The sequence below is a fragment of the Marinitoga sp. 1138 genome (assembly GCF_013363265.1).
Taxonomy (GTDB): Bacteria; Thermotogota; Thermotogae; order Petrotogales; family Petrotogaceae; genus Marinitoga; species Marinitoga piezophila.
The window spans coordinates 29385-53422 of the sequence record NZ_LBFA01000011.1; the positions used below are offsets into that span (position 1 = coordinate 29385).

At 29.4% G+C, this 24038-nt stretch carries 20 protein-coding genes and 1 riboswitch; of the genes, 11 read left to right on the forward strand and 9 right to left on the reverse strand.

What is annotated here, in order from left to right; translation table 11 throughout:
- Positions 1–7: 7 nt before the first annotated feature.
- The 3 genes from rpsG to XO11_RS04395 form a co-directional block, all read right to left on the reverse strand.
- Entirely contained in the window at positions 8–475 is a 468-nt protein-coding gene (rpsG, locus tag XO11_RS04385; RefSeq protein ID WP_014296372.1) for a 30S ribosomal protein S7, read from the reverse strand.
- A 12-nt stretch (positions 476–487) separates the two neighbouring features.
- Positions 488–862 (reverse strand): 30S ribosomal protein S12, encoded by a 375-nt coding sequence (rpsL, locus tag XO11_RS04390; RefSeq protein ID WP_014296373.1) that lies wholly within the window; start codon positions 860–862, stop codon positions 488–490.
- 169 nt (positions 863–1031) lie between these two features.
- Complete coding sequence (locus XO11_RS04395) at positions 1032–1601, reverse strand: hypothetical protein (RefSeq protein WP_014296374.1); 570 nt, start codon at positions 1599–1601, stop codon at positions 1032–1034.
- 135 nt (positions 1602–1736) lie between these two features.
- A riboswitch (TPP riboswitch) is annotated at positions 1737–1847 on the forward strand.
- Between the two features lie 55 nt (positions 1848–1902).
- On the opposite strand from XO11_RS04395, the gene thiS reads away from it, so the two are divergent.
- From thiS to XO11_RS04435, 8 genes are all read left to right on the forward strand, one after another.
- Positions 1903–2100: a sulfur carrier protein ThiS gene (thiS, locus tag XO11_RS04400; RefSeq protein ID WP_014296375.1), complete on the forward strand. Its 198-nt coding sequence runs from the start codon at positions 1903–1905 to the stop codon at positions 2098–2100.
- Positions 2093–2860, forward strand: a complete 768-nt coding sequence (locus XO11_RS04405; protein ID WP_014296376.1) for a thiazole synthase — start codon at positions 2093–2095, stop codon at positions 2858–2860. Before thiS ends, XO11_RS04405 begins: the two co-directional genes overlap by 8 nt.
- Before the next feature lie 2 nt (positions 2861–2862).
- Entirely contained in the window at positions 2863–3930 is a 1068-nt protein-coding gene (gene thiH, locus XO11_RS04410; RefSeq protein WP_014296377.1) for a 2-iminoacetate synthase ThiH, read from the forward strand.
- Positions 3931–3942: 12 nt separating this feature from the next.
- Complete coding sequence (gene thiC / locus XO11_RS04415; RefSeq protein WP_014296378.1) at positions 3943–5244, forward strand: phosphomethylpyrimidine synthase ThiC; 1302 nt, start codon at positions 3943–3945, stop codon at positions 5242–5244.
- An 11-nt stretch (positions 5245–5255) separates the two neighbouring features.
- A complete protein-coding gene (locus XO11_RS04420; protein WP_014296379.1) occupies positions 5256–6437 on the forward strand; it encodes a thiamine-phosphate synthase family protein in 1182 nt (393 codons plus the stop codon).
- 128 nt (positions 6438–6565) lie between these two features.
- The gene (locus tag XO11_RS04425) at positions 6566–8194 is read left to right on the forward strand and encodes a C45 family peptidase (protein WP_175418215.1); all 1629 of its coding nucleotides are present in this window, start codon (positions 6566–6568) and stop codon (positions 8192–8194) included.
- A gap of 23 nt (positions 8195–8217) precedes the next feature.
- Positions 8218–9252: a hypothetical protein gene (locus XO11_RS04430; RefSeq protein WP_014296381.1), complete on the forward strand. Its 1035-nt coding sequence runs from the start codon at positions 8218–8220 to the stop codon at positions 9250–9252.
- Between the two features lie 167 nt (positions 9253–9419).
- The gene (locus XO11_RS04435; protein WP_014296382.1) at positions 9420–10754 is read left to right on the forward strand and encodes an MFS transporter; all 1335 of its coding nucleotides are present in this window, start codon (positions 9420–9422) and stop codon (positions 10752–10754) included.
- A 39-nt stretch (positions 10755–10793) separates the two neighbouring features.
- On the opposite strand, the gene XO11_RS04440 is transcribed toward XO11_RS04435, so the two are convergent.
- Together XO11_RS04440 and XO11_RS04445 are read right to left on the reverse strand one after the other, a co-directional pair.
- Positions 10794–11807 carry a 3-oxoacyl-ACP synthase gene (locus XO11_RS04440; protein WP_175418216.1) on the reverse strand — a complete coding sequence of 338 codons (1014 nt, stop codon included), beginning with the start codon at positions 11805–11807 and terminating at the stop codon, positions 10794–10796.
- A 92-nt stretch (positions 11808–11899) separates the two neighbouring features.
- The gene (locus tag XO11_RS04445; protein WP_175418217.1) at positions 11900–13903 is read right to left on the reverse strand and encodes a [Fe-Fe] hydrogenase large subunit C-terminal domain-containing protein; all 2004 of its coding nucleotides are present in this window, start codon (positions 13901–13903) and stop codon (positions 11900–11902) included.
- Between the two features lie 333 nt (positions 13904–14236).
- Here XO11_RS04445 and XO11_RS04450 point away from each other — a divergent pair, with 333 nt between their 5' ends.
- On the forward strand, positions 14237–15940 hold the full coding sequence (locus tag XO11_RS04450) for an oleate hydratase (protein ID WP_014296385.1): 1704 nt from the start codon (positions 14237–14239) through the stop codon (positions 15938–15940).
- A gap of 14 nt (positions 15941–15954) precedes the next feature.
- On the opposite strand, the gene XO11_RS04455 is transcribed toward XO11_RS04450, so the two are convergent.
- A complete protein-coding gene (locus XO11_RS04455; RefSeq protein ID WP_175418218.1) occupies positions 15955–16518 on the reverse strand; it encodes a TetR/AcrR family transcriptional regulator C-terminal domain-containing protein in 564 nt (187 codons plus the stop codon).
- Between the two features lie 218 nt (positions 16519–16736).
- Between XO11_RS04455 and XO11_RS04460 the strand changes: the two genes are divergently transcribed.
- Complete coding sequence (locus XO11_RS04460; RefSeq protein ID WP_014296387.1) at positions 16737–17687, forward strand: Fic family protein; 951 nt, start codon at positions 16737–16739, stop codon at positions 17685–17687.
- Positions 17688–17738: 51 nt separating this feature from the next.
- On the opposite strand, the gene XO11_RS04465 is transcribed toward XO11_RS04460, so the two are convergent.
- From XO11_RS04465 to XO11_RS04475, 3 genes are read right to left on the reverse strand one after another with little or no spacing between them, the layout of a single operon-like run.
- A complete protein-coding gene (locus tag XO11_RS04465; protein ID WP_014296388.1) occupies positions 17739–19577 on the reverse strand; it encodes an ABC transporter ATP-binding protein in 1839 nt (612 codons plus the stop codon).
- Entirely contained in the window at positions 19574–21772 is a 2199-nt protein-coding gene (locus tag XO11_RS04470; protein WP_175418245.1) for an ABC transporter ATP-binding protein, read from the reverse strand. The genes XO11_RS04465 and XO11_RS04470 overlap by 4 nt, the downstream gene beginning before the upstream one ends.
- A complete protein-coding gene (locus XO11_RS04475; protein ID WP_014296390.1) occupies positions 21765–22223 on the reverse strand; it encodes a MarR family winged helix-turn-helix transcriptional regulator in 459 nt (152 codons plus the stop codon). The genes XO11_RS04470 and XO11_RS04475 overlap by 8 nt, the downstream gene beginning before the upstream one ends.
- A 169-nt stretch (positions 22224–22392) precedes the next feature.
- Between XO11_RS04475 and XO11_RS04480 the strand changes: the two genes are divergently transcribed.
- Entirely contained in the window at positions 22393–24036 is a 1644-nt protein-coding gene (locus tag XO11_RS04480) for a radical SAM protein (RefSeq protein WP_075780432.1), read from the forward strand.
- Positions 24037–24038: the final 2 nt, after the last annotated feature.

Below are 24038 nucleotides of genomic sequence, written 5' to 3' on the forward strand. Positions count from 1 at the left end.
CAATAAATTACCAGCGGTAATGAGCAAATGCTTTATTAGCTTCAGCCATTTTGTGTACGTCGTCTCTCTTCTTAACTGCTGCTCCAACACCATTATAAGCATCTATTAATTCTTGAGCTAATTTTTCTTTCATTGGTCTTCCTGATTTATCTCTTGCAGCTTTAACAATCCATCTTAAAGCTAAAGAGATAGCCCTTTCCTCTGGTACTTCAAATGGAACTTGATATGTAGCTCCTCCAACCCTTCTTGGTCTTACTTCAATTAATGGTCTTACATTTTGTACTGCTTGATGATATACTTCTAAAGGATCTTTTTCCAATTTTTCTTTTATTATATCAAATGCACCGTATACTATAGACTGTGCAACTGTTTTTTTACCATCTTTCATTACCCTAACAACCAATTTTGATACCAATACATCATTATATATTGGATCTGGTGTAACCGGTCTCTTTGGTGCTCTTCTTCTTCTCATTTACTTACCTCCTTACTTCTTAGGTCTTTTTGCGCCGTATTTACTTCTGCTCTGTTTTCTTCCTTCAACACCAGCTGCATCCAATGTACCTCTGATAATCTTATATCTAACACCTGGCAAGTCTTTAACCCTTCCGCCTCTTATTAATACATTGGAGTGTTCCTGTAAGTTATGACCTTCACCTGGAATATATGCTGTAACTTCAATTCCGTTTGAAAGTCTAACCCTTGCAATTTTTCTCAAAGCTGAGTTAGGTTTCTTAGGTGTCATTGTTGAAACCCTTACACATACACCTCTTTTTTGAGGATTGCTCTGTAATGCTGGAGATTTTGACTTTTTCTTTAGTTGTTTTCTTCCATGTCTAACAAGTTGATTTATCGTTGGCATATAATTTGTATTCCTCCTTTCAGAATTTTTAAAAATACCAAGTGTATTTTACCTCAGGTCTTTTTAATTTTCAATTAAAATGTTGTGATTTTTTTGTGAAGTTACAAAAACTAAAAAGTTTTATGTATTTTGTTACAGTACTATCCACGGTTTTGTGTGTACGATAACATTATAACTTTTCTTTTATTTTTTCAATAATCTCATTGAGGATAATATTTTTTGCAACTACTGCTATTCTATTATTATAATATTTAAAGTCCTCAGTAACATCTTTTATCGTTTCAATATCAAATTTTTTTAGTACTTCTTCAAAATCTTCTTTTTTATATTTTTTTTCTTCTTTCATTTCTATTTCAAGTAAAAATTTTTCCTCTATATTATACCTTATTTTATTAAAATCAACAAATTCATCAACAACAATTTCTGGATTATCATTTATCATATATCTTATTTTTGCTACCATTTTATATTTTATCAGATTTTCCAATTCCTGTGGTTTTTCTACTCTTTCTTTTTCTATTTTTTCATGTGCAATTTTTGTATTTGCTTTATATGCGTATGTCCATTTGTAATCATAATCTTTATTATTTTTTATTATTGAAAGCCTATATCTTTCTATTTCATTAATATCATCACGAATATACCATTGAACAATACCTATTTTCTTTATAGCCTTTTTTATTAATTCTTCACTTTCATCATTAGAAATAATATATTTTCTTTCAATTTCTATTGACATATAATCACCTCAAAATTGGTTTTATTTATTATATCATATTCATATTGCTCTCATTAAACATAATTATGATTATACTGAATAAATTCTTGAAAATTAAAAAAATTAATGATATAATCAAAATGAAAAGTGAATATTTATGATCCGCAGGGGAGCTGCTGATACCGCAGCTGAGAGTGAGGTGGAAACCTCTGACCCTCATAACTTGATCCGGATAATACCGGCGAAAGGAGCGGAGCAGAGAGTATAAAAAATCAATCTCCTGCTTCGTGCAGGAGATTTTTTTATATCAGGAGGTGATTTTTTGAAGGTATTTATAAATGGAAAAGAAAAGGTCTGTAAAAGCACCAATATAAAAGATTTAGTTGAAGAATTATCCCTTCATAACAAACCAATTGTCGTAATTAAAAACGGAGCCATTGTTTCAAAAAAAAGTTATCCTGATTCTCAAATTTCGGAAAAGGATAAAATTGAAATTATTACTGTTGTAGGAGGTGGTTGATATTAAATTTTATAATGAGGAAATAAATAATCTATTTTTTATGGGCACAGGAAAATTTAAGGATTATTCTATTATGAAAAAAGCTATTGAAGAAGCAAAAATTGAGGTTGTCACTGTTGCAATGAGAAGAGCATCATACGGAAGTTTAAATGAAAGTATTCTGGATTATATTAGTGCAAAAAAAATTATGGTAAACACTTCAGGTGCAAGGAACGCTGAAGAAGCTCTTTTAATTGCACAGGCTGGTAAAGAATTAATGAATACAGACTGGATAAAGATTGAAATTATAAATGATTCAAAGTATTTAATGCCTGATAATCAGGAAACTATAAAAGCCTGTAAATTATTAACAGAAAAAGGTTTTAAGGTTTTCCCTTATATGTGTCCTGATTTATATGATGCAAGAAAAATGATTGAAAATGGCGCTGAGGTTTTAATGCCTCTTGGTTCTCCTATAGGAACAAATAAAGGCTTTACTACAAAAGAACTTGTAAAAATTCTTCTAAATGAATTTGATGCGAAAATTATTATTGACGCTGGAATTGGAAAACCATCTCATGTTTCTGAAGCAATGGAAATTGGATGTCATGCTGTACTTGCAAATACTGCTGTTTCAATTGCGGAAGATCCTGTAAAAATGGTAAAAGCCTTTTCTTTAGCAGCTCAGGCTGGAAGACTGGCTTATCTGGCCGGAATTCCAGAAGAAAAAGAAGTGGCAGAAGCATCTTCGCCATTGTTCGATTATATAGGAAGAGATTAACTATGTTTTCAGAAAACATAGAAAAAATCATTGCTTATGTTAATTCAGCCAGAAAGAACAAATATAATATTAATCTAAATAAAGAATTTTTTTCTGTAAATGACATATATGGATTGCTTCAAAATAATGATCTTCGAACAATGGCGAAGAAAGTAATAAAAAATAATAGAAAATTCTTTGGTGATGTTATATTTTTATATGCTCCACTTTACATTTCAAATTATTGTATAAATGGTTGCACATATTGTGGATTTAAGGCTTCTAATAAAATACATCGATTGAAATTATCATATAAAGAAATAGAACAGGAAGCCTTATACTTAAACCACGAGGGAATTGACCACGTTCTAATATTAACTGGAGAAGATCCTGTAAATTCTAATTTTGAGTATTTATATAATACCATAAAAATATTGAAAAACTTTTTCAAAGAAATTTCTATAGAAACATATTCTTTAACCCGGGAAAAATACGAGAAATTAGTCACAGCAGGTCTTGTAGGGGTTACATTGTATCAGGAAACCTATTCTCCGGAAAAATATAGAGAAGTTCATTTATTTGGTCCAAAAAAAGATTTCAAAAAAAGGCTTAATACTGTTGAAGAAGCCATAAAAGCTGGGGTAAGAGAAATAAATATAGGAGCTTTATTAGGGCTTTATGAACCGGAGTTTGAAATTATAATGATGGCATACCATATGGATTATCTTTTAAAGAATTATCCTAATGTAGAATATTCGATATCTTTTCCAAGAATTAGAACAGCTTTTAATGTAAAAGATAAATTTTATAGTATTTCTGATAAAAAACTTATCCATTATATTCTTGCTTTAAAATTAATTTTCCCTCGAGTACATATAAATATCTCCACTCGAGAAAGCATAAAATTTAGAAATGCAATACTGGGCATTGCCACAAAAATGTCAGCAGGATCAACAACAAATGTTGGAGGATATACATTATACAAAGATTCAACAAAACAATTTGAAATTGAAGATACCAGAACAGTAAAAGAATTTATGAATTATATCAAAACAAGAAATTATAATCCAACAACGGTAAATTGGTTTTAAGGAGGAATTTAAATGACACAATTGGAATTTGCAAAAGCTGGAATTATTACAGAAGAAATGGTTATCGCGGCAGAATATGAAGGAATTTCACCAGAAGAATTACGAAATAAAATTGAAAAAGGATATGCGGTTTTACCGGTTAATAAGAATCATAAATTTGATAATATTAGAGCTATAGGAGAAGGTTTAAAAACCAAGGTTAATATTAACCTCGGAACTTCTCAGGGATATTCAAGCGTCAAAGAAGAAATTGAAAAATTGAAAATTGCTGAGAAATTTGGCGCAGATTCTATAATGGATCTGTCTACATGGGGTAATCTTTCATATATTCGTGATGAAATAATACGTAATTCAAATATTATGGTTGGAACTGTTCCTGTTTATGACGCAGCAACAAAAGCTGTCCAGAATAAAAAACGTGTAATAGATTTTGATGCAGATGATTTTATACAGATGGTTCGAGATCACGCAAAAGCCGGTGTTGATTTTATGACTATTCATGCCGGTATTACAAGAACTACCATAGAAAAGTTGAGAAACTCCAGAAGAATAACAAAAATAGTATCGCGTGGCGGTTCAATAATAGTTGGCTGGATGATTAAAAATCACAAAGAAAATCCATTTTATGAGTATTTTGATGAAGTACTTGAGATATGTAGGGAATATGATGTTACTATTAGTCTCGGCGATGGAATGAGGCCGGGTTCTCTTCATGATGCTACTGATGATTTGCAATTTGAAGAATTATTAAGACTTGGAGAACTGGTAAAAAGAGCTCGAAATGCCGGGGTACAGGTAATGGTTGAAGGACCGGGGCATATGCCTATTGATGAAATTGAAGCAAATGTTATTCTTCAAAAAAAGATTTGTGATAGAGCACCTTTTTATGTTCTTGGCCCAATTACTACAGATATTGCACCTGGATATGATCATATAACCTCTGCAATTGGCGGCGCTATTGCTGCAGCTAAAGGCGCAGATTTTCTCTGCGCTGTAACTCCAGCTGAACATTTAAGACTCCCCACTCTTGAAGATATAAAAGAAGGTGTTATTGCAACAAAAATCGCTGCACATTCCGCTGATATAGCAAAAAATAGAAAACATATGAACATAGATAATCAAATGAGTCATGCAAGAAAAGAATTTAACTGGGAAAAGCAATTTGAAATAGCAATTGATAAGGAAAAAGCTTTGAATTTCTATAGTTCAAGAAAGGGAATGGAAAATAATATGTGTTCAATGTGTGGTCCGCTATGTGCAATGAGAATTACAGAAGAGTTTTTAGAAAAAGAAGAAAGTATTTTTATAGAATAGGAGGCGTTATAATGCTTATTTTCTCAGCTTTCGATCCATCAGGTGGTGCCGGAATAACTCAAGATATATCTATAATGAAATTATTTAAGATAAATCCTATTTCTGTTATATCCGCTTATACAATCCAAAACACAGAGATATTTAAAAAAATCGAATTTAGAAGTTCTTTTGAAGAATTTGAATTATTCAAAAATATTTCTATAATTAAAGCAGGAATGGCAAATGCAGAACAAATAAAATTACTAAGAGAAAAATATCCAGAAGCTAAAATTATATGGAATCCCATAATCAAAACCTCTACAAACTTCAACATCATTTCTCCAGAAGAAGTAAATGAAGGTTCAAAATATGTGGATTTAATAATTATGAATTCAGAAGAATTTCAATTAACAAATCCATTATGCGAAACAATTATAACAGGCGGACATAAAAATTCTGAGAAAATCGAGGTTATTTATAAAAATAAAACTTTCTTTTCAAAAAGATATGAAAAATCCTTACATGGAACAGGCTGTGTTTTCTCATCATTAATTTCCGCTCATATATATATGAAATATAGTGTTGAAGAAGCCATTATTGCTTCTTTAAATTATATGGATAAACTTGTTTTAAATTCAATCAAATTTGTTCAAACGGAAAATTTATTATACGAAGCACATAAAGGATATATAATAGAGGAATTATGGAAGATAAAACCACAAATAATAGAACTTGGAAAGTATACTATTCCAGAAGTAGGTCAAAATATTGTTTATGCACTTCCATTTGCTTCAAATGAAAATGAAGTTGGGAAATTTCCTGGAAGAATACACAAACTGGAAAATGAGATTAATTTCATTCATGAACCTGCTTTTTTTGGAAAAAGCCATATGGCAAGGGCAGTAATTGCAACAATGAAATACTTCCCATGGATAAGATCTGCCATGAATATACGCTATGAAAAAATATATATAGAAAAAGCAAAAGAACTTGGATATAAAACTTATTACCTTGATAGAAATAATGAACCTGTTGAAATACAGTCAAAAGAAGGACATTCTATACCTTATGGTTTATCAAATATATATAATGAAACTAATTCTCCTATAGATTTTGTATGGGATGATGGATTTTTCGGAAAAGAAGCTATGATAAGGGTTTTTGGTAGAACGCCAACAGAGGTTATAAAAAAAGTAAAAGATATTGTTTTGTGATATGTATTATAAGCCTCCTAATAAGTCATATTAGGAGGCTTATATTAATAAAAATTTTATTTTTGAAAAAAATAAAATAATGATATAATTAATCTGAACATAAACTTTTTGTTTGGAGGAGTTTTTATATGAAAAAATTTTTGTATTCATTATTTATTGTATTTTTTATTACTTTGCTATATATTGTGTATATTTTCACACCTTTGAAATATCCAATAAAAAATATAACTACTGCAGAGTATAAAACAGAAAAAATTGGAAATTTGAAAATTTTATATTTATCAGGAGAACCTCAAGATATTGGTTACCAACATGGTTTAGCTCTACGAAATGAAATTAATAATATGGAAAAGCTTCTTGAAAATGAATTGAAAAATAAAACGATATTTGAAAAACTTATTATACGATATACAATGAAAAATTATTTTAGAAAGATACCAAAAGAATATAAAACAGAAATGGCTGCAATTGCAAAAGGAAGTAATACTTCACTGGATTCAATATTCTTAATGAATATATATGATGAACTTTTTAATCTATATGGATGCACAAATATTGCTGTTTTTGGCAAAAAAACAAAAAATGGGGAAATATTGCATGGAAGAAACCTGGATTATTTTTTATCAGATAAACTATGGGATAAAAATGTTTTATTTGTATATCAGCCACAAAACGGATATAATTTTATTTCTCTCACGTGGCCAGGACTAATTGGTGTATTATCCGGAATGAACGAAAGAGGGATTTCACTTGGTTCAATGACATCAGAATCAAAATATCAAAGTTCCTCCGGAATACCTACTGGTATATTATATAGAATGATTATGGAAAATGCAAAAGATATCAAAGATGTTGAAGTCATATTAAAAAACAATAAACGAACTATTGGAAACAATTTGATGATAGGAAGTAAACATGACAAAGAAGCTGTAGTTTTTGAATTTGATAGCAATAACTTAAAAGTAAGAAAAAATGATAATTATATTGTTTCTACAAATCATTTTGTTTTACTAAAAAACAAAAATGGAATTTACAAAGGATCAATTTCAAGAAAAAATAAAGCAGAAAATTACATAAAATCTTATAATTATCTCACAGTAAAAAATATTATTGAAATATTAAGAGACCTTATAGCAAATAATGAAAATGATGAACCTATATGTAAATATGAAACTGTTCATAGTATAGTATTTCTTCCAATTAGTTCTGAATTTTACGTTGCAGCCAATGACGGAATATATGCTTCCGCCGGAAGATTTTTTCACTTTAAATATGATAAGAAAATCATACAATATATTGATTATATTGATTATTCTCCAGACTATTTATGGCTAACAAAAAATTTATTTATTGAAAAATACAAAAACAAAGAATGGTCAAACCAAAAAGCCATTTCATATATAAAATCATTTATTAAAAATAGAAAATTATCAGGTTGGGATATAATAGATCTTATAAAATTCTATAAAGAACTTGACCTTAAAAATGAAACATCTTCACTTATTGAAAAATTAAAATCAATTTTTGAAAAAGACAAAAATGCTTTATTTAATCTTCCAGCTGAAAAAATAAATTCACCGGAAACTTTTCTTTTAAGGGACCATTATAATAATTCATTATTAAATTTAATATTGGCATACGAAATCATTGATAATAAACAGAAAATGAAAGAATATAGCAAACTTGGTTTAAATGATAATGTAATTGAAGATGATAAATGGTATAGCATGAAGTTTAAAGAATATTATAATAAGTAATTCAAATATAAGGGGGTATAAATATGAAAAAAACTTTTCTTTTTTTAGTAGGATTGGTTTTAGTTGGAATATTATTTTTTTACTTTATATTCAAAACACCATTAAATAATACCTATAAAAAAATTGATGTTCAATTCCCTATTTACCCTGAAAATAAAAATATTGTTTACTTAAACAAAGGCAATTTTACCGCTGATGAAAATGGTTATTTATATTATGTCACACCAATCTTTAATTCAGAAAAAAATAAGGAACAATTGCTAGTCTCAAAATTAAATATTCTATCAAAAAATATTGATTATATATATTTAGATACTAAAACTTTTGAAACTACAGAAAACCATGGAATTATCCTTGGATCACTAACTTTTGATAATAATATTTTATACTATAAAGGTAGCAAAGGAATTTGGAAAATAGAAAATAATAAAGTTGAATTTTTACCTTTCTTAAACAAAATTGAATTTGACTATGCAAATGGTGGTTTTGTATATTTCAAAAATTCTTTCTGGATAATTAGCAAACCAATTTATCGTATAGGTAAAAAATATGGTATCTATAAATATACCAAAAAAAATGATGTTCTTATATCTGAAAAAACAATAAAAATCGAAGATGTACCTTTAAACATAATTAAAAATAATGATGAAGTTTATATTTTTTGCCATGATATATATTCAGAAAAATATAATTTATACCAAATAAAAAACGATTCTTTAAAAAAGATTTATTCAATTGATGGAAAAAGATTTAATTCTAGTGGTTGGTTCAAATCCAACGATTCTGATAAAAAATATCATTGGTTTAGTTTAAAATTCATTTCTGTTTTAGACAATAAAATGTATATTCTTGGAATTTTAAAAGATTCAAATGAATATAAACTTTTTGAAATTAATTTAAATACAAAAAAAGAAAAATCATATAACATTCTTCCACCTTTAAATTCAACATTTCCAACTACACAATATCTCTTAAAAAGATATAATAACAAATCATACTTATTTATAAAAAATCAAGATGATCCTCCTAACTCTATAAAAATTTATATAAAAAAATAACCTTTTCTGGTAATATAAAATCTTTTTAAATCTCCCGATTAAATTCGGGAGATTTTCTTATAATAAAAATATATTTTTCTCGTTTTCATTTTGCAAAGAAATACATATTTCTTTAAGAAATATCATGTTATAATCAAGATAAGAAATAATACATGGTGGTGATGGGGATGAAAAAACTTTCTACAACCTTGAAATTATCCGTATTAGAGGCTATGGCATTTAATGCCTTCTTTGTAGCAACACAAACGTTCATTATAATCTCCATAGCTCTTTATTTTAACGCTTCACCTTTTCAAATTTCGATAATATCTTCTTTCCCTGTATTTGCACAAATGTTTCAGGTTTTTACACCTTTAATCTATAAATTATTTGGAACTCGAAAAAAGAGTTTAATTATAGTTTCCATAATAGGAAGAGGATCTCTTGTATTGCTGCCTATAATAGTTTTATTAAATATAAGAAATTCTCATATATTTGTAATGATCATGATATTATATGCTTTTTTTGGAACGTTTATCAGTAATATATGGACAGCAGCTATGCGGGAGTTAGTACCTTTCGAAGATAGAGGAAAATATTTTGGAATGCGAAATGTTTTTGCCTCAGCAATAGGTATCTTAGCCACTTACCTTTATTCCCAATTTCTTGATTTTCCAAATGAAAAAATGGGAATTTTGCTGGTAACCTCTATTATGGCCTTATTTGCTGTAATAACAATAATCCTCCTTGCCTTTCATAAGATTCCAGAAATCTGCGAAACTTCACAAAATGAATTAAAAATAAAAAAAGCCTTTCAGGATAAAAAATTTCAAACGTTTCTTGTATTTGTTGGAATATGGACATTTGCAATAGAATTAACAAGACCATATTTTTCATATTTCCAGGTTGCTATATTACACATTAATACAACATTTCTCGGTAAAATGAGTGTTATAACCGGAATAATTTCATTAGTATTATATCCATTTTATGGAAAATTAAGCGATAGATATGGGAATAAGAGCATACTTATGATTGGAATTTCTCTTGCAACTATTGCACCATTATTATATTTTGTTATGACAGATTATAATTATAGAAGTTTATTATTGCTTGATAGTGTGTTTTCAGCATTTGCGTGGGCTGCTATAAACCTTACATTTTTCAATCTATTACTTGAAACCATTTCAGAACCTGCTGAAAATTATGTTGCTGCATATGCTTTAACTTCAGGAGTTACAGCAATTATAGCTTCAAATATAGGTGGTTTTTTTGGAAATATTTTAAAGGATAAAACATTTTATATACTTGGCGACAAATATCATGGAATACAATTATTAATATTTGCCGGATTTTTATTGAGAATCTATGCTTTACTGCATTTGACAAATGTTGAAGCATATGAAAAACCTATACGTTATAAAAGCTGGTTATTATCCAACCCGTCTTTATTTAAACGTAGAGAAATCTCATTACCTATATACTTAAAGATTTTTAGAGGAAAAAAGTTAAAAAAGAAATAATAAATAAAAGTAGGCTGTAAAAACTTTTACAGCCTACTTTTATTTATTAGCTTCTCCCCATTTCACAACAGCAGCAGCCCAGACAAATCCAAGCCCAGCTCCTACCATTACTATATTATCCCCTTCCTTTATCTTTCCTGTTTTCAATCCCAATTCTATTGATAATATCTGATCATTTTGCCCCATATGTCCATACTCTTCTAAATATGTACTCTGTTCTTCTTTTAATCCTAATTCTTCCAATACTCCTAAATGTGCTGATCTTTTAAAATGTAGTATTGCAAGGTAATTTATATCTTTTCTTGTTAATTCTGCCTTTTCAAGAGATTTGTCTATTACATAATAAAAATTTGGCATTGTTTTTTCTTTTAGTTTTTCCTTAAAATTCTCTATATCTCTCACTACAAAATGCATTCTTTTTACATCTTCTTTTTCCATTGGCCATTTCTTGCTTCCCCCGACTTCTATTACACAATCCTCTGCAAATGAACCATCACCTTTAAATGCTGTACTGAGTATTATATTGCGATTATAATCTTTCCTTAATACCATTGCTGCTCCGCCTGCTCCAAGGTCAAACATGAATGATGTCTCTTTTACTCTATAATCTATTAAATCTCCATTTCTATATCCGCTCACCAAAAGTACTGTATTTATATCCTCATTTGCTATCATCATTGATTTCGCAACTTCCATTCCTGCCATCATCGAACCACACATTGCTTCCATATCAAATGACCATGCATTAACTGCCCCTATATCATTTGCTACTTTTAGTCCTGCTAACCAATTTGGATAATCCTTATGTTGTCCTCCATTCCAGATTACCAGGTCTATTTCTTCTGGAGAAATCTCAGCATCTTTAATTGCTTTTAATGCTGCCTGTATTCCCATATAACTTGTTGTATCTTCTGGACCTGGTATTGGTTTCTTTATCACTCCAAATTTTTCTTTTATTACATCAACCGGTATTCCACTTTTTTCTGCTATTTCTTCTGCTGTCATATAATTTTCAGGAATATACGTCCCTATTCCCATTATCCCTACTTTCATATTTTCACCCCGTATAACTTTAAATCACATACACTTCAATTATAACAAATAAAGGGGCTTTTGAATGAACAGCCCCTTTATTTGTTATATATTTATTCTTCCACAGAAGATTTTAAGATTTTCTTTATAGTCGTTTCCATTTCATTTACACTTGCATTCATTTCCTCGGCAGAAGCTGATACCTTTTGTATATCTTCAGATAATATATTGATTTTTTCATTTATTTTTTCAAATTGGTCTGTTGTATTTTGAACCATAGAACTTTCATCTTTTATTTGTTCAATCATATTTCCAATTCCTTGATTTACCATTTCTACAACTTCTTTCATTTCATTAATTGTTTCATTAATATTATTGGAATATTCTTTTGTAGTATTTGCAAGCTCACTTATTTCAACAGCGATAACCGAAAATCCTTTTCCAGCCTCACCTACTCTTGCAGCCTCTATTGATGCATTTAATGCCAACAAACCTGTTTGATTTGCTATTTTATTTATCATATCAAGGATTGGTACAAGCTGTTTTGTTTTATCAGTTAGTCTATTAAGTTTTTCGGTTATATCTCCTATATTATTTTCTATAATATTATTTTTCCCTTCTAATTCTGAAACAACGTCTTTTCCTTTAATACTAATTTCTGTAATTTCTTCAGCTTTTGTATTTAAGGAAACAGCTTGTTCAGTCACTTCATCAACAACTACACTTACTTCACTTAAAATAGAAGATACACTTTCCAGCATTTCATTGCTTTTTGCTCTTTGTTTTCTAATTTTATCTAATAACTCTTCGGCTTCTTCCATTATGTATATAATACATAAATCTTCTGGCATTAATCCATTATAAACTGCCTTTGCTCTTTCACGACATGTTTCATATCCACAAGCCGTACAATTTCTCTCATCATTAAGTCTATTTGTTTTTTCTAATATTTTCACAATAAATGATTCTGGCGGTTCTTTATAATTCACAGGTTTTGCTTTGAAATATCTTTTTAAATTCATTTCTTCATATATTTTCTTTGTATCTTTTAAAGAAATTGTTTTCTGAGCTACTTGCTTTCCATCTTTGGTTAAAAACTTATTTTTCACCAATCTGTCTTTTGTATATTTTATAATCTTCGCTCTTTTTTCAAATAAAGGTATATCTTTTCTTGTTGCTGGACCGTCTATACATCCTTCGCAAAAAAGTATATCGATAAATTTTGGCGTTACATCTTTTTTACCGGCTTTTATATTCTTTTCAAAATCTTTAAAAAACGGAATCGAACGTTCTTTTCCTTCAATTACAAGAACATCTTCTTCAAGCATTATATCATCAATTTTTTTGTTTTTTAAATAACTTGCAGCTGTTTTTGTCAAACCACCACTTACAGGGAATAAAGTTGCATAATTTGGTTGATATCCATCAAATAATTCTTCTTCTAACATTGAAGGTTTTATATTGTTTTTTTCAAATAATTCATTTATTTCTTCAAAAGTTAATACAATATCAACTAATCCCTTTATGCTTTCATGTTCAATTTCACTTTTTTTAGCTGTACATGGACTAATAAATACAACCTTAGCATTTGGTTTTTCTTTTTTCACAAATGCTGCAGTACTCAACATTGGACTATATGATTCTGAAAAATACTGTAATAAATCCGGTTGCCATTTCTCAAGATAATTTATTAAAGATGGACATGGGCTCATAATAACATATTCTGGTTTCTTTTCTTCCATTTCTTTTAACACTTCCAATGTTGTTAATTCTGCACCAAACGCTACTTCATGAACTTCATTAAAACCCAATTTTTTTAATGCTGCTGCATATTGATTAGGTGTGGTATTTTCCAAATCACCAACATATGCAGGTGCAATTATCGCAACAAGATATTCGTTTTTATTCTTAAAATCTTCAAATATATCAATATCCTTTCTATATCTACGTGCTTGTGATTCACAAGATAATATACATTGTCCACATTTTATACATAAATCGGAATCTGGTTCTACATAGTCATCATATACTTTATTTGCATGAACTGGACACACTCTAATGCAGTTATAACATAACGTACATTTTTCTGGTTCAGTATAGATTATATTTCCATTCATGAATTTCACCTCTCAAAAATTAACTCTAAAATTATATTATGAATTTATTCTCATATTCTTATATTATTATATTACATTTGTTTTTTATATTTGTTTATGAATAATTACGTTTTGGTAAAAAACACATTTTTTGCTTTTAAAGTTTTAATAAGTATGACTTTTTATGTCTAATTTACATATAATATTAATTATAATTTTCACCTTTTCTTTTCTTCACAAATCACCAAATTTGTTGCAAATTTGCACAAATAGCGAATTTTGGTAATTTACAAATCAAATAAAAAGTTATATACTTTTATTGCATCGAATTTTTAGATAAAGGGAGTGAGTAAAATGGGCAGTTATCATTTAAAGTATCATCCTAAAAAACCAGAAGGTATTGAAAACAAAAAAGCATATTTAGTTGGTTCAGGAATTGCAACTTTAGCAGCAGCATTTTATTTAATAAGAGATGGACATATGGATGGAAAGAATATTACTATTTTTGAAAGAAAAAATGTAAATGGTGGTGCATTAGACGGAGCTGGAAACTTCGAAGACGGTTATATTATTCGTGGCGGTAGAGAAATGGAAGAACATTACGAATGTACATGGGATTTATTTGGAGATATTCCAACACTTGAAGATCCTGAAAGAACAGTACTTGATGATATGAAAGAAATCAACGATTGGGATCCTAACGTAGCAGCTAAAAGAGTTATTCAAAATCGCGGTGAAAAAGTTGATACTTCCACACTTGGATTAAAGGAACATCATATAAAACAATTAACAAAATTATTTTTAGCAAAAGAAGAAGATTTAGGAGATTTAACTGTTGAACAATTCTTTACACCAGATTATCTTGAAACAAATATGTGGTTATTATGGCGTTCAATGTTCGCATTCCAACCATGGCACAGCGTTGTTGAAATGAAAAGATACATGGAAAGATTTATTCATTTATTACCTGGAATGACAGAATTAAGAAATATCTTATTCTCAAGATACAATCAATATGATTCATTCGTTTTACCATTGGTAAAATGGTTAAAGGATCATGGTGTAAAATTTGAAAACAATACTTTAGTTACAGACCTCGATATTGAAATCAATGAAAAGGAAAAGGTTGTTACAGGTATTCATATTGTAAAAGATGGAAAAGAACAGGTTATAAAAACAACAAGAGATGATCTTGTATTTGTAATTAACGGTTCCATGACAGAAAATTCCACTTTGGGTAGCATGGATAAAGCACCTGAACTAAACAGAGAATTAGGACCTGTTTGGAGTTTATGGAAAAATATCGCAGCAAAGGATCCTGCATTTGGAAGACCAGAAGTGTTCTATGAAAATATAGATAAAACAAAATGGGAATCATTTACAGTTACTTTCAAAGACTCAAAAATGGCTGATGTAATTAAAGAAATTACAAATAGAGATCCTTATTCAGGAAGGGTTGTAACTGGAGGAATTATTACTATAAAAGATTCAAACTGGGGTATGAGTTTCACATTTAGTAGACAACCTCATTTTGCAAATCAGCCAGACGATGTATTGGTAATGTGGGCATATGGTTTATTTGCAGATAATGAAGGAGATTATATAAAGAAAAAGATGAGTGAATGTACAGGTGAAGAATTATTAAGAGAATTGTTGTATCACATTGGTGTAGAAGGAGAATTAATGGAAGAAATTGTTGACAGCGCTATTGTTATTCCTGCAATGATGCCACATATTACAAGTCAGTTTATGCCAAGAGTAAAAGGTGACAGACCAGAAGTTGTTCCAGAAGGTAGTGTTAACCTTGCATTCCTCGGACAATTTGTTGAAATCAAAGACGACTGTGTATTTACTGTGGAATATTCAGTTCGTTCAGCTGTTATTGCAGTATATAAATTATTAAATCTTGATAAGGAAGTTCCAGAAATTTATCCAAGTAAATACGATATTAGACATGTAATAAACGCAACAAAAACTCTATATGGAAATAAACCATTACCTGGAGAATTCTTTGTAAAGAAACTTCTTAAAGATACCTCTTTAGAAGGATTGATATAAAATAATGGCCCCTTTTAAGGGGCTTTTTTTTCAAATTTTCTTAGCGATCTTGATATATCTCCTTCAATTATCTTGCTTACTTTATCTGTTAGAATTTGTGGATCTTCTTCCATTTTGTTTTTTATCCAGTCTATAATAATACCTGTTAATGCTATTTCATAGAATTTTACTATGTCTTTTTTTAGATTTTCAGGAACATTTATATCCTTTGAAAGCTCTTCTACCACATCATATATTAATTTCGCCACATAATCATAAAGATGGTCTTCAAGGCGGTTTCTATCTATGGAATTATATGCATTTAATACTATTTTCTTATTTTCCCTTAAATAGTTTAAAATACTTAAATATCCTTTTTGCCATGTTTCATAAGTTTTATTTTCTCCTATTGCTTCGCCTACTTCTGTAATAAACATCCATTCAAGTAATTCATAAATATCATGGAAATAATAATATAAAGTTCTTCTATTTACTCCACAATCTTTTACAATATCATTGACTGTAATTTTAGATAATGGTTTTTCTTTCATTAATTTCTTTAATGATGCGGCTAATGCTCGTTTTGTTATTTCTGACATAAAATCTTCTCCTATCTTCGTTATTATTCTCAAAGAATTATATCATACTTAAGTTAAAAAACTCTTTGTTAATTGAAAAAAATCAAAGTTGTCCTGTTTTTATTTTTTTGATCAAACAGGACAACTTTCTTTTTTCATTATAATATTGAAAAAAAGCAGATTATAGTGTATAATAAAAATAACTCCCTTTTTAAAACAGGACAAAACAGAGGTGTAACATGGCAAAAGATAACTTAATTGAATTTAGAAAAAAACTTTTTTCACTTCAAGTAATTAAAATCCCAAACAATGAATGGTTATATATGCTTGGTTCTGAAACCAGAAATTCAATAATGATTGAAGGAATATTTGTAGACGAAGATGAACTTGATTCAGCAATTTCAGGAAAATACAAATCTGGTAGTGAAGTTTCAAATTATTTTAGAACAGCAAGATATTATTACAACATGGCTATTGAATTGTCTCGAACAAATGAAGAAATTCCATGTTTAACCTTCGTAAAAAACACACATAGAATGTTATTTGAAAATATTATTAAAAATTATGATAAACTGGGAAATTTTAGAAATGGTCCTATAAAAATTACCGGCGCAAAAATCAATCCTCCTATGTATGATATAGCCGATTGGATAAGGTTATGGTGTAATTACTCAAAATATGCATTTTCTAATCATCCTATTGCAGAAGCCTCTGCAAGAGTACATGTTTTTTTTGAATCTATACATCCTTTTGAAGATGGTAATGGTCGTATTGGCAGAATCCTTTTAAATTTTTTACTTATAGCAAATGGATATTTAAATATTGTTTTAAAAGGTGAAAAGGAAAAGGACAGAAATAATTATATTTTAGCTCTTGAATCTGCAGAAAAAGGAATAAGAGAAATTTTTAAAAGTTCACCCACATCTTTTACTCCTGAACAAATTGATAATCATTTTAAAAAGGAGGACACCAAAAAACTTTCAAAAATTATAAGAGATGCTATAATAGAAACATATGATAAGTTAATATGTTCTGAAAATAAAGAAAAATTGGTTACTGTTGAAGAATATTCAAATTTATCAGGAAAAACACAGGAAAATATTCGAAAAATGATTTCAAGAAAAAAACTAATTGCTTGGAAACCCCGAGGAAGATGGTTAATTTACCCATTTCAGATTAAAAATAATTAATCAAAATCCCGGAATCCTACTTTGTAAGATTCCGGGATTTTCTAGATTTTATTAATTTTCCACAACTTCAAACTGAGAGTTATAAAGATTTGCATAAAATCCGTTTTTCTTTAGTAATTCTTCATGTGTTCCCTGTTCTACAACGTCACCTTCATTCATTACTATTATAAGATCTGCATTTTTTATTGTTGATAATCTATGCGCAATAACAAAACTCGTTCTTCCTTTCATTAATTTTTCCATTGCCTGTTGAACCTTTAATTCTGTTCTTGTATCAACAGAACTTGTTGCTTCATCAAGTATAAGTATTTTAGGATTTGCTAAAAAGGCTCTTGCTATGGTAATTAATTGTTTTTCACCTTGAGATATATTATTTATTTCTTCGTTTATAACCATGTTATATCCACCGGGCAATGCATGAACAAATGAATCCACATGTGCCATTTTTGCAGCTTCTATTACTTCTTCATCTGTTGCGTCAAGTCTTCCGTATCTTATATTTTCCATTATAGTTGTATTTGAAAGCCATGTGTCCTGTAATACCATTCCAAATAATGATCTTAAATCATTTCTTTTGAATTTTCTTATATCTATATCGTCTATTAATATTGCACCGTCATTTACATCATAAAATCTCATTAACAATTTTACAAGCGTTGTTTTACCTGCACCAGTTGGACCAACAATGGCTATTGTTTGTCCAGGTTGAATTATTTCAGAGAAGTTTTTAATAATTATTTTATCTGGGTTATATCCAAAACGCACATTTCTAAATTCAACCTTACCTTTTATCTGCGAAACATCAACAGGATTTTCAACATCTTCTATTTCCTCTTCTTCATCTAAAAATTCAAATACACGTTCTGCAGCTGCTGCAGTTTGCTGGAAAATGTTTGATATATTTGCCAATTGTGCAATAGGTTGTGTAAATGATCTCATATATTGTATAAATGCCTGTATATCCCCAACTTCTATTAATCTTTTTGCAGCAAACCATCCACCAACCACTGCAACTACAACATATCCAAGATTTCCTATAAAATTCATTATTGGCATCATCATACTGGAGAGGAATTGGGATTTCCAATCAGAATCGTATAATTGATCGCTTAAATTTTCAAACTTTTTTATGCTTTTTTCTTCTCCATTAAACACCCTTACTATTGTATGACCGCCATACATTTCTTCAACATGTCCATTAACATGTCCAAGATATTCCTGTCTTTTTTTGAAAAATTTCTGAGAATGTTTTATTACTGTCATCATTAAAAATCCTGATAATGGAAGTATAAATAAAGCAATTAAAGTCATCATCCAGCTTATTGAAAGCATCATTACAATAACACCAATTATCATGGTGGAAGATATAATTAATTGTGAAATACTTTGATTTAATGTTCTACTTACTGTATCAACGTCATTGGTTATTCTTGAAAGCACTTCACCGTGATTTGTCCCGTCAAAGTATTTTAATGGCATTCTGTGTATTTTTTCCATTATTTCTTTTCTTAAATTATAGCTAACCTTCATTGAAATACCAGACATTATCCAGCCCTGAATATATCCAAAAATTGCACTTAAAATATACAATCCACTTAAAATTAATATTATATTTGATATATATGCAAAGTCTATTCCTTCGGTTTTTCCCATTATTTTTCCAATTATACCTTCAAATATCTTTGTTGTAGCTTTACCAAGAATTTTAGGACCAACTATTGAAAACGTTGCACTTGCCATTGCAAATACAATAACTGTTATAAATGACCATTTATATACTTTTAAATATTGCATTAATCTCTTCATTGTACCTTTAAAGTCCTTGGCTTTTTCAACAGGTCCTTTCATTCCAGGACCACCGCCCATTGGGCCTCCTCTTCGTGCGCTCATGCCAATTCCTCCTCTGATAGCTGTGAATAGGCTATTTCTCTATATGTTTCACAGCTCTTCATTAATTCATTATGAGTTCCTATTCCAACAATCTTTCCTTCATCTATAACTATAATTTGATCAGCATTTATTATTGTGGAAATTCTCTGGGCAACTATGATTATTGTACTATCCTTGGTGTATTCTCTTAATTTTCTCCTTATTGATAAATCTGTTTTAAAGTCAAGCGCTGAAAAACTATCGTCAAATATAAATATTTCAGGCTTTTTTGCAAGTGCCCTTGCAATGGATAAACGTTGTTTCTGACCGCCAGAAAAGTTTTTACCTGCCTGTGACACATCTGTTTTAAAACCTTCTGGAAGTTTTTCTATAAACTCCAATGCTTCTGCTATATCGGCAACCTTTTTCATTTCTTCATCAGTAAGGTTTTCATTTCCATATTTTATATTGGATTCTATGGTGCCGCTAAATAACGTTGTTTTTTGTGGGACATATCCTATGTGTTCTCGTAATTCTTTTTGTGTAACTTCTTTTACGTTTATTCCATCTATTAATACTTCACCCTCTGTTACATCATATATTCGTGGAATTAAATTTACCAGCGTAGATTTACCGGAACCTGTTGAACCAATTATAGCAGTTGTCTTTCCAGGTTCTGCTTTAAAAGATATATCCTTTAAAGCATAATCTTCACCACCAGGATATTTAAAGAATACATTTTTGAATTCAACAATTCCTTTAAATGGCTTTTTAAAGTGTTTTGGTTTTTCTGGATCTGTTATTGATGGTTCCATAGCAAGTACTTCTGCTATTCTATTTGCAGATACAGAAGCTCTTGGGAATAATATGAATATCATAGACATCATTATGAATGAAAAGATTATCTGCATTGAATACTGCATAAATGCCATCATATCTCCAACTTGAAGATTGAAATTGTCTATTTGATGTGCTCCTACCCAAACTATAAGTATCATTGTAATATTCATAACAAGCATCATTGCTGGCATCATTACAGCCATTAATCTATTTACAAATAATGAAGTCTTTGTAAGTTCAACATTTGCTTTATCAAATCTCTTTTTCTCATGTTCCTGTGTGTTAAATGCTCTTATAACCATAATACCTGAAAGGTTTTCTCTGGCAATTAAATTTATTTTATCAACTAATTTCTGTATTAATTTGAATTTTGGAAATGCTACGCTGAATATTGATATAATCAATGTAAGTATTCCGGCTACTGCTACACCAATTATCCATGACATGGAAGGACTTTTATCAAGTGCTCTAAATACTCCACCAATACCAAGTATAGGCGCGTAAAACACTATTCTTATTAAAATAACCATTAAATTTTGTATTTGTGTTATATCATTTGTTGTCCTTGTTATTAATGATGCAGTGGAAAACTTGTCAAATTCCTCTCCTGCAAAGTTTTCTACCTTTGAAAATATGGCTTTTCTTAAATCCCTTGCCATTCCTGCTGCCGTTTTAGATGCAAAAAAACCAACTATTACTGCACTTGTTACACTTATCAAAGCTATTAAAAGCATTATGCTTCCTGTTGTTAAAATATAGCTTTTTTGTCTCTGATATAAATCTATTCCAACTTTTTCATATTCATTTTTTATGGCCATTGCCAATGACTGACTTATCATTGAATCCCCTAATTTACTGAATTTTTCATATATATTATCAGCAAAATCTATTCTTTGTTTTTCTGGTAAAAATATAAGTAATTTAAATATATCTACTTTGCTATTTTTATTTATTTTAAGGCCTTCTGTTTCACCTTTTTCTATTGCCTGAACTGCAAAAAAAGCCCTTGAAAATATTTTTTCAAATCCTTCTGTATTTTCATTCTCCTTTAAAATATAAACTGATTCTTTTTCAAGTATTGGATATTCATCTATATAATTTTTTGCCTCTTCACTGCCTGTTTTTATATATTCATAACCATTTAATATGCTTTTTTTCTCATCTTTATTCATAAACAAAAATAATCTTTTCATTTCAGTAGCTCTTATAACTTCCGGTATAGTTTCTGTAATGCCGCTTTTTTGAATACCAACATTAACTATATTTGACATATAATCAGGCAATGAAAGATCGCTTGTAGCTTGAATAAAGAGCAAGCCTATAGATAATATTAATAACACAGTATATGGTTTCATAAATTTCATTAGTTTAATTATTTTCATCATCTCCTTTCAGATTTTTTGTTAAAACATCTTTTAATATTCCAAGCCCGTCTATAACCTTTTTTAATTCAGTTTCTGATACATTTTCCAAAAATTCATTGAGTTTATTATCCATACTTAGATTTAATCCTTTTTTATTTTTTTCAAATTCTTCCGTTAATTCAATATATATAACCCGCCGATCCTTTGAATCCCTCACTCTTTTGACAAAATTTCGTTTTTCCAACCTGTCTATAATACCGGTTACCGTACTATTTGATAATCCAACTTCTTTGCTCAAATCACCTATTTTCATTCTCCCGTTCTTCATTAGTATCCCTAATATCATCCATTGGGAAGATGTTATTTCCATGTTTTCAAATTGTGTAGTCATAGCTTTTCTCAGCAACTCCTTTATTTCTTTGATAAGCTTTATTACCTCTATAGCAGAGCTTCTTTCATCCATTTCATCACCTCACTATTTATAAAAAACAATTTATTTCGTACGCGAAATATTTTTGTACGAAATAATATTAACATTTATATGTTAAATAAAAAGGTTCGATATGTTAACTAAAAATTATAGATAATTTTTGGTATAATAAAATCACAAAGATTATGAAAGGGGAATTAAATTGAAAGCTGTAATTATTGACGGTTATGTTGATGAACCAGCAATTTTAGGTGTTCCGCCATATGTTTCTCCATATGTTAGATATGCAGCTGGAGCATTATATTATCACGAAATTGATGTTGATTATTACACAATTGATCAGGTAAGAGATAAAGATTTATGGCAATCTTTTAATCACTATGAATACTTAATAATAATAGGCGGTGTTACTGTTCCTGGACATTATATGGGCGGAACCCCCATTTCATTAACTGAAATAGACAAACTTTTTTCGAAAAATAGAGAACCTTTAAAGGTTTTAGGTGGCTCTATTGTAAAAGGCTATACATTAAAAGGCGGAAAAGCAGCTATCCCGGTTAATCCTGATAATGTTGACTTTATTGTAAATGGTGATATAGAAAAGTTTTTATATGTTTATCCTGTTTCCGATGATTATAATTTAAACGATAAATCAGATTATGATTTAATCTCGAAAATAGCTCCTTTAGGGGCACAAATTTTAAAACAACATCCAAGATATCCTGACATTATTGCAGAAATGGATCTTTCACGTGGTTGCGAAAGAACTAATGGTTTTTGTTCTTTTTGTACAGAACCTTTAATTAGTGGTAAATATAGGGAAAGGCCTCTTGAAGATTTATTAATTGAAATGAAGGCTATTGCAGATGTTGGTGTTAAAAACTTCAGGTTTGGAAGGGCTGCAAACTTTCTTGCATATGGTTCAAAACTTAATAATGGAAAACCAAATATACCATTATTCCAGGAATTATATAGCGAAGCTGTTAAGTTTGCTGAGATATTGCATACAGATAATGCAAATCCCGCTTATATAATAAAACACAAAAACGATATTAAAAAATTGTTGGAGATTATAGTTAAATACAATACTGCTGGTGATATTCTTTCTTTTGGCGTTGAATCTTTTGATGAAAATGTGGTAAGAAAAAATAGAGTGGATATTTTTCCAGAGGAATCTATTGAAGCCATAAGAATTGTTAACGAAGTGGGCGGAATTAGAGATGAAAACGGTATTCCTAAACTTCTCCCGGGCATTAATCTGTTATTTGGTTTAATTGGTGAGACAAAAGAAACCTTTGAAATAAATAAAAGATATCTTGAACGCATAATGAAAGAAGATTTGCTTGTACGAAGAATCAACGTTCGCCAGGCAATGGCTTTTCCAGGCACTTTACTATTTAAAGAAAAACCGAAACAACATAAAAAGGAATTTAGAAAATTCAAGGAATATATGGAATCATATAATCATGAGATGTTGAAAAAGGTTTTCCCTATGGGTAGTATTTTAAAAAATGTAATTATAGAGGAAATAAGAGGAAAGATTTCATTTGGAAGGCAAATTGGAACTTATCCTATTAAAACAGGTATTATTGGGAACTTCAATATTTTCGAAAAAACTGATGCCATTGTAATAGACCATGGTGCGCGTTCTATTACAGCATTAAAGTATCCTTTTGATATTAATAATGCAAATATAAATGAATTATCTGCAATTCCTGGAATAGGGAAAAAAACTGCAGAAAAAATCGTTCTTTCTAAACCTATTACAGATATTTCAAAATTGGAAATAGATGATACTGCAAAAAGAAAAATTTCATTCTTAATAAAAAACAAATCTGCCATTTGAGG

What these genes read in the sequence shown, in the direction of transcription:
- rpsG (WP_014296372.1), bottom strand. Translation starts at nt 475, where the DNA reads ATGAGAAGAAGAAGAGCACCAAAGAGACCGGTTACACCAGATCCAATA.
- rpsL (WP_014296373.1), bottom strand. Translation starts at nt 862, where the DNA reads ATGCCAACGATAAATCAACTTGTTAGACATGGAAGAAAACAACTAAAG.
- XO11_RS04455 (WP_175418218.1), bottom strand. Translation starts at nt 16,518, where the DNA reads ATGTCAGAAATAACAAAACGAGCATTAGCCGCATCATTAAAGAAATTA.
- thiC (WP_014296378.1), top strand. Translation starts at nt 3,943, where the DNA reads ATGACACAATTGGAATTTGCAAAAGCTGGAATTATTACAGAAGAAATG.
- XO11_RS04430 (WP_014296381.1), top strand. Translation starts at nt 8,218, where the DNA reads ATGAAAAAAACTTTTCTTTTTTTAGTAGGATTGGTTTTAGTTGGAATA.
- thiH (WP_014296377.1), top strand. Translation starts at nt 2,863, where the DNA reads ATGTTTTCAGAAAACATAGAAAAAATCATTGCTTATGTTAATTCAGCC.
- XO11_RS04440 (WP_175418216.1), bottom strand. Translation starts at nt 11,807, where the DNA reads ATGAAAGTAGGGATAATGGGAATAGGGACGTATATTCCTGAAAATTAT.
- XO11_RS04435 (WP_014296382.1), top strand. Translation starts at nt 9,420, where the DNA reads ATGAAAAAACTTTCTACAACCTTGAAATTATCCGTATTAGAGGCTATG.
- XO11_RS04450 (WP_014296385.1), top strand. Translation starts at nt 14,237, where the DNA reads ATGGGCAGTTATCATTTAAAGTATCATCCTAAAAAACCAGAAGGTATT.
- XO11_RS04395 (WP_014296374.1), bottom strand. Translation starts at nt 1,601, where the DNA reads ATGTCAATAGAAATTGAAAGAAAATATATTATTTCTAATGATGAAAGT.
- XO11_RS04460 (WP_014296387.1), top strand. Translation starts at nt 16,737, where the DNA reads ATGGCAAAAGATAACTTAATTGAATTTAGAAAAAAACTTTTTTCACTT.
- XO11_RS04475 (WP_014296390.1), bottom strand. Translation starts at nt 22,223, where the DNA reads ATGGATGAAAGAAGCTCTGCTATAGAGGTAATAAAGCTTATCAAAGAA.
- XO11_RS04425 (WP_175418215.1), top strand. Translation starts at nt 6,566, where the DNA reads ATGAAAAAATTTTTGTATTCATTATTTATTGTATTTTTTATTACTTTG.
- XO11_RS04420 (WP_014296379.1), top strand. Translation starts at nt 5,256, where the DNA reads ATGCTTATTTTCTCAGCTTTCGATCCATCAGGTGGTGCCGGAATAACT.
- XO11_RS04465 (WP_014296388.1), bottom strand. Translation starts at nt 19,577, where the DNA reads ATGAGCGCACGAAGAGGAGGCCCAATGGGCGGTGGTCCTGGAATGAAA.
- XO11_RS04445 (WP_175418217.1), bottom strand. Translation starts at nt 13,903, where the DNA reads ATGAATGGAAATATAATCTATACTGAACCAGAAAAATGTACGTTATGT.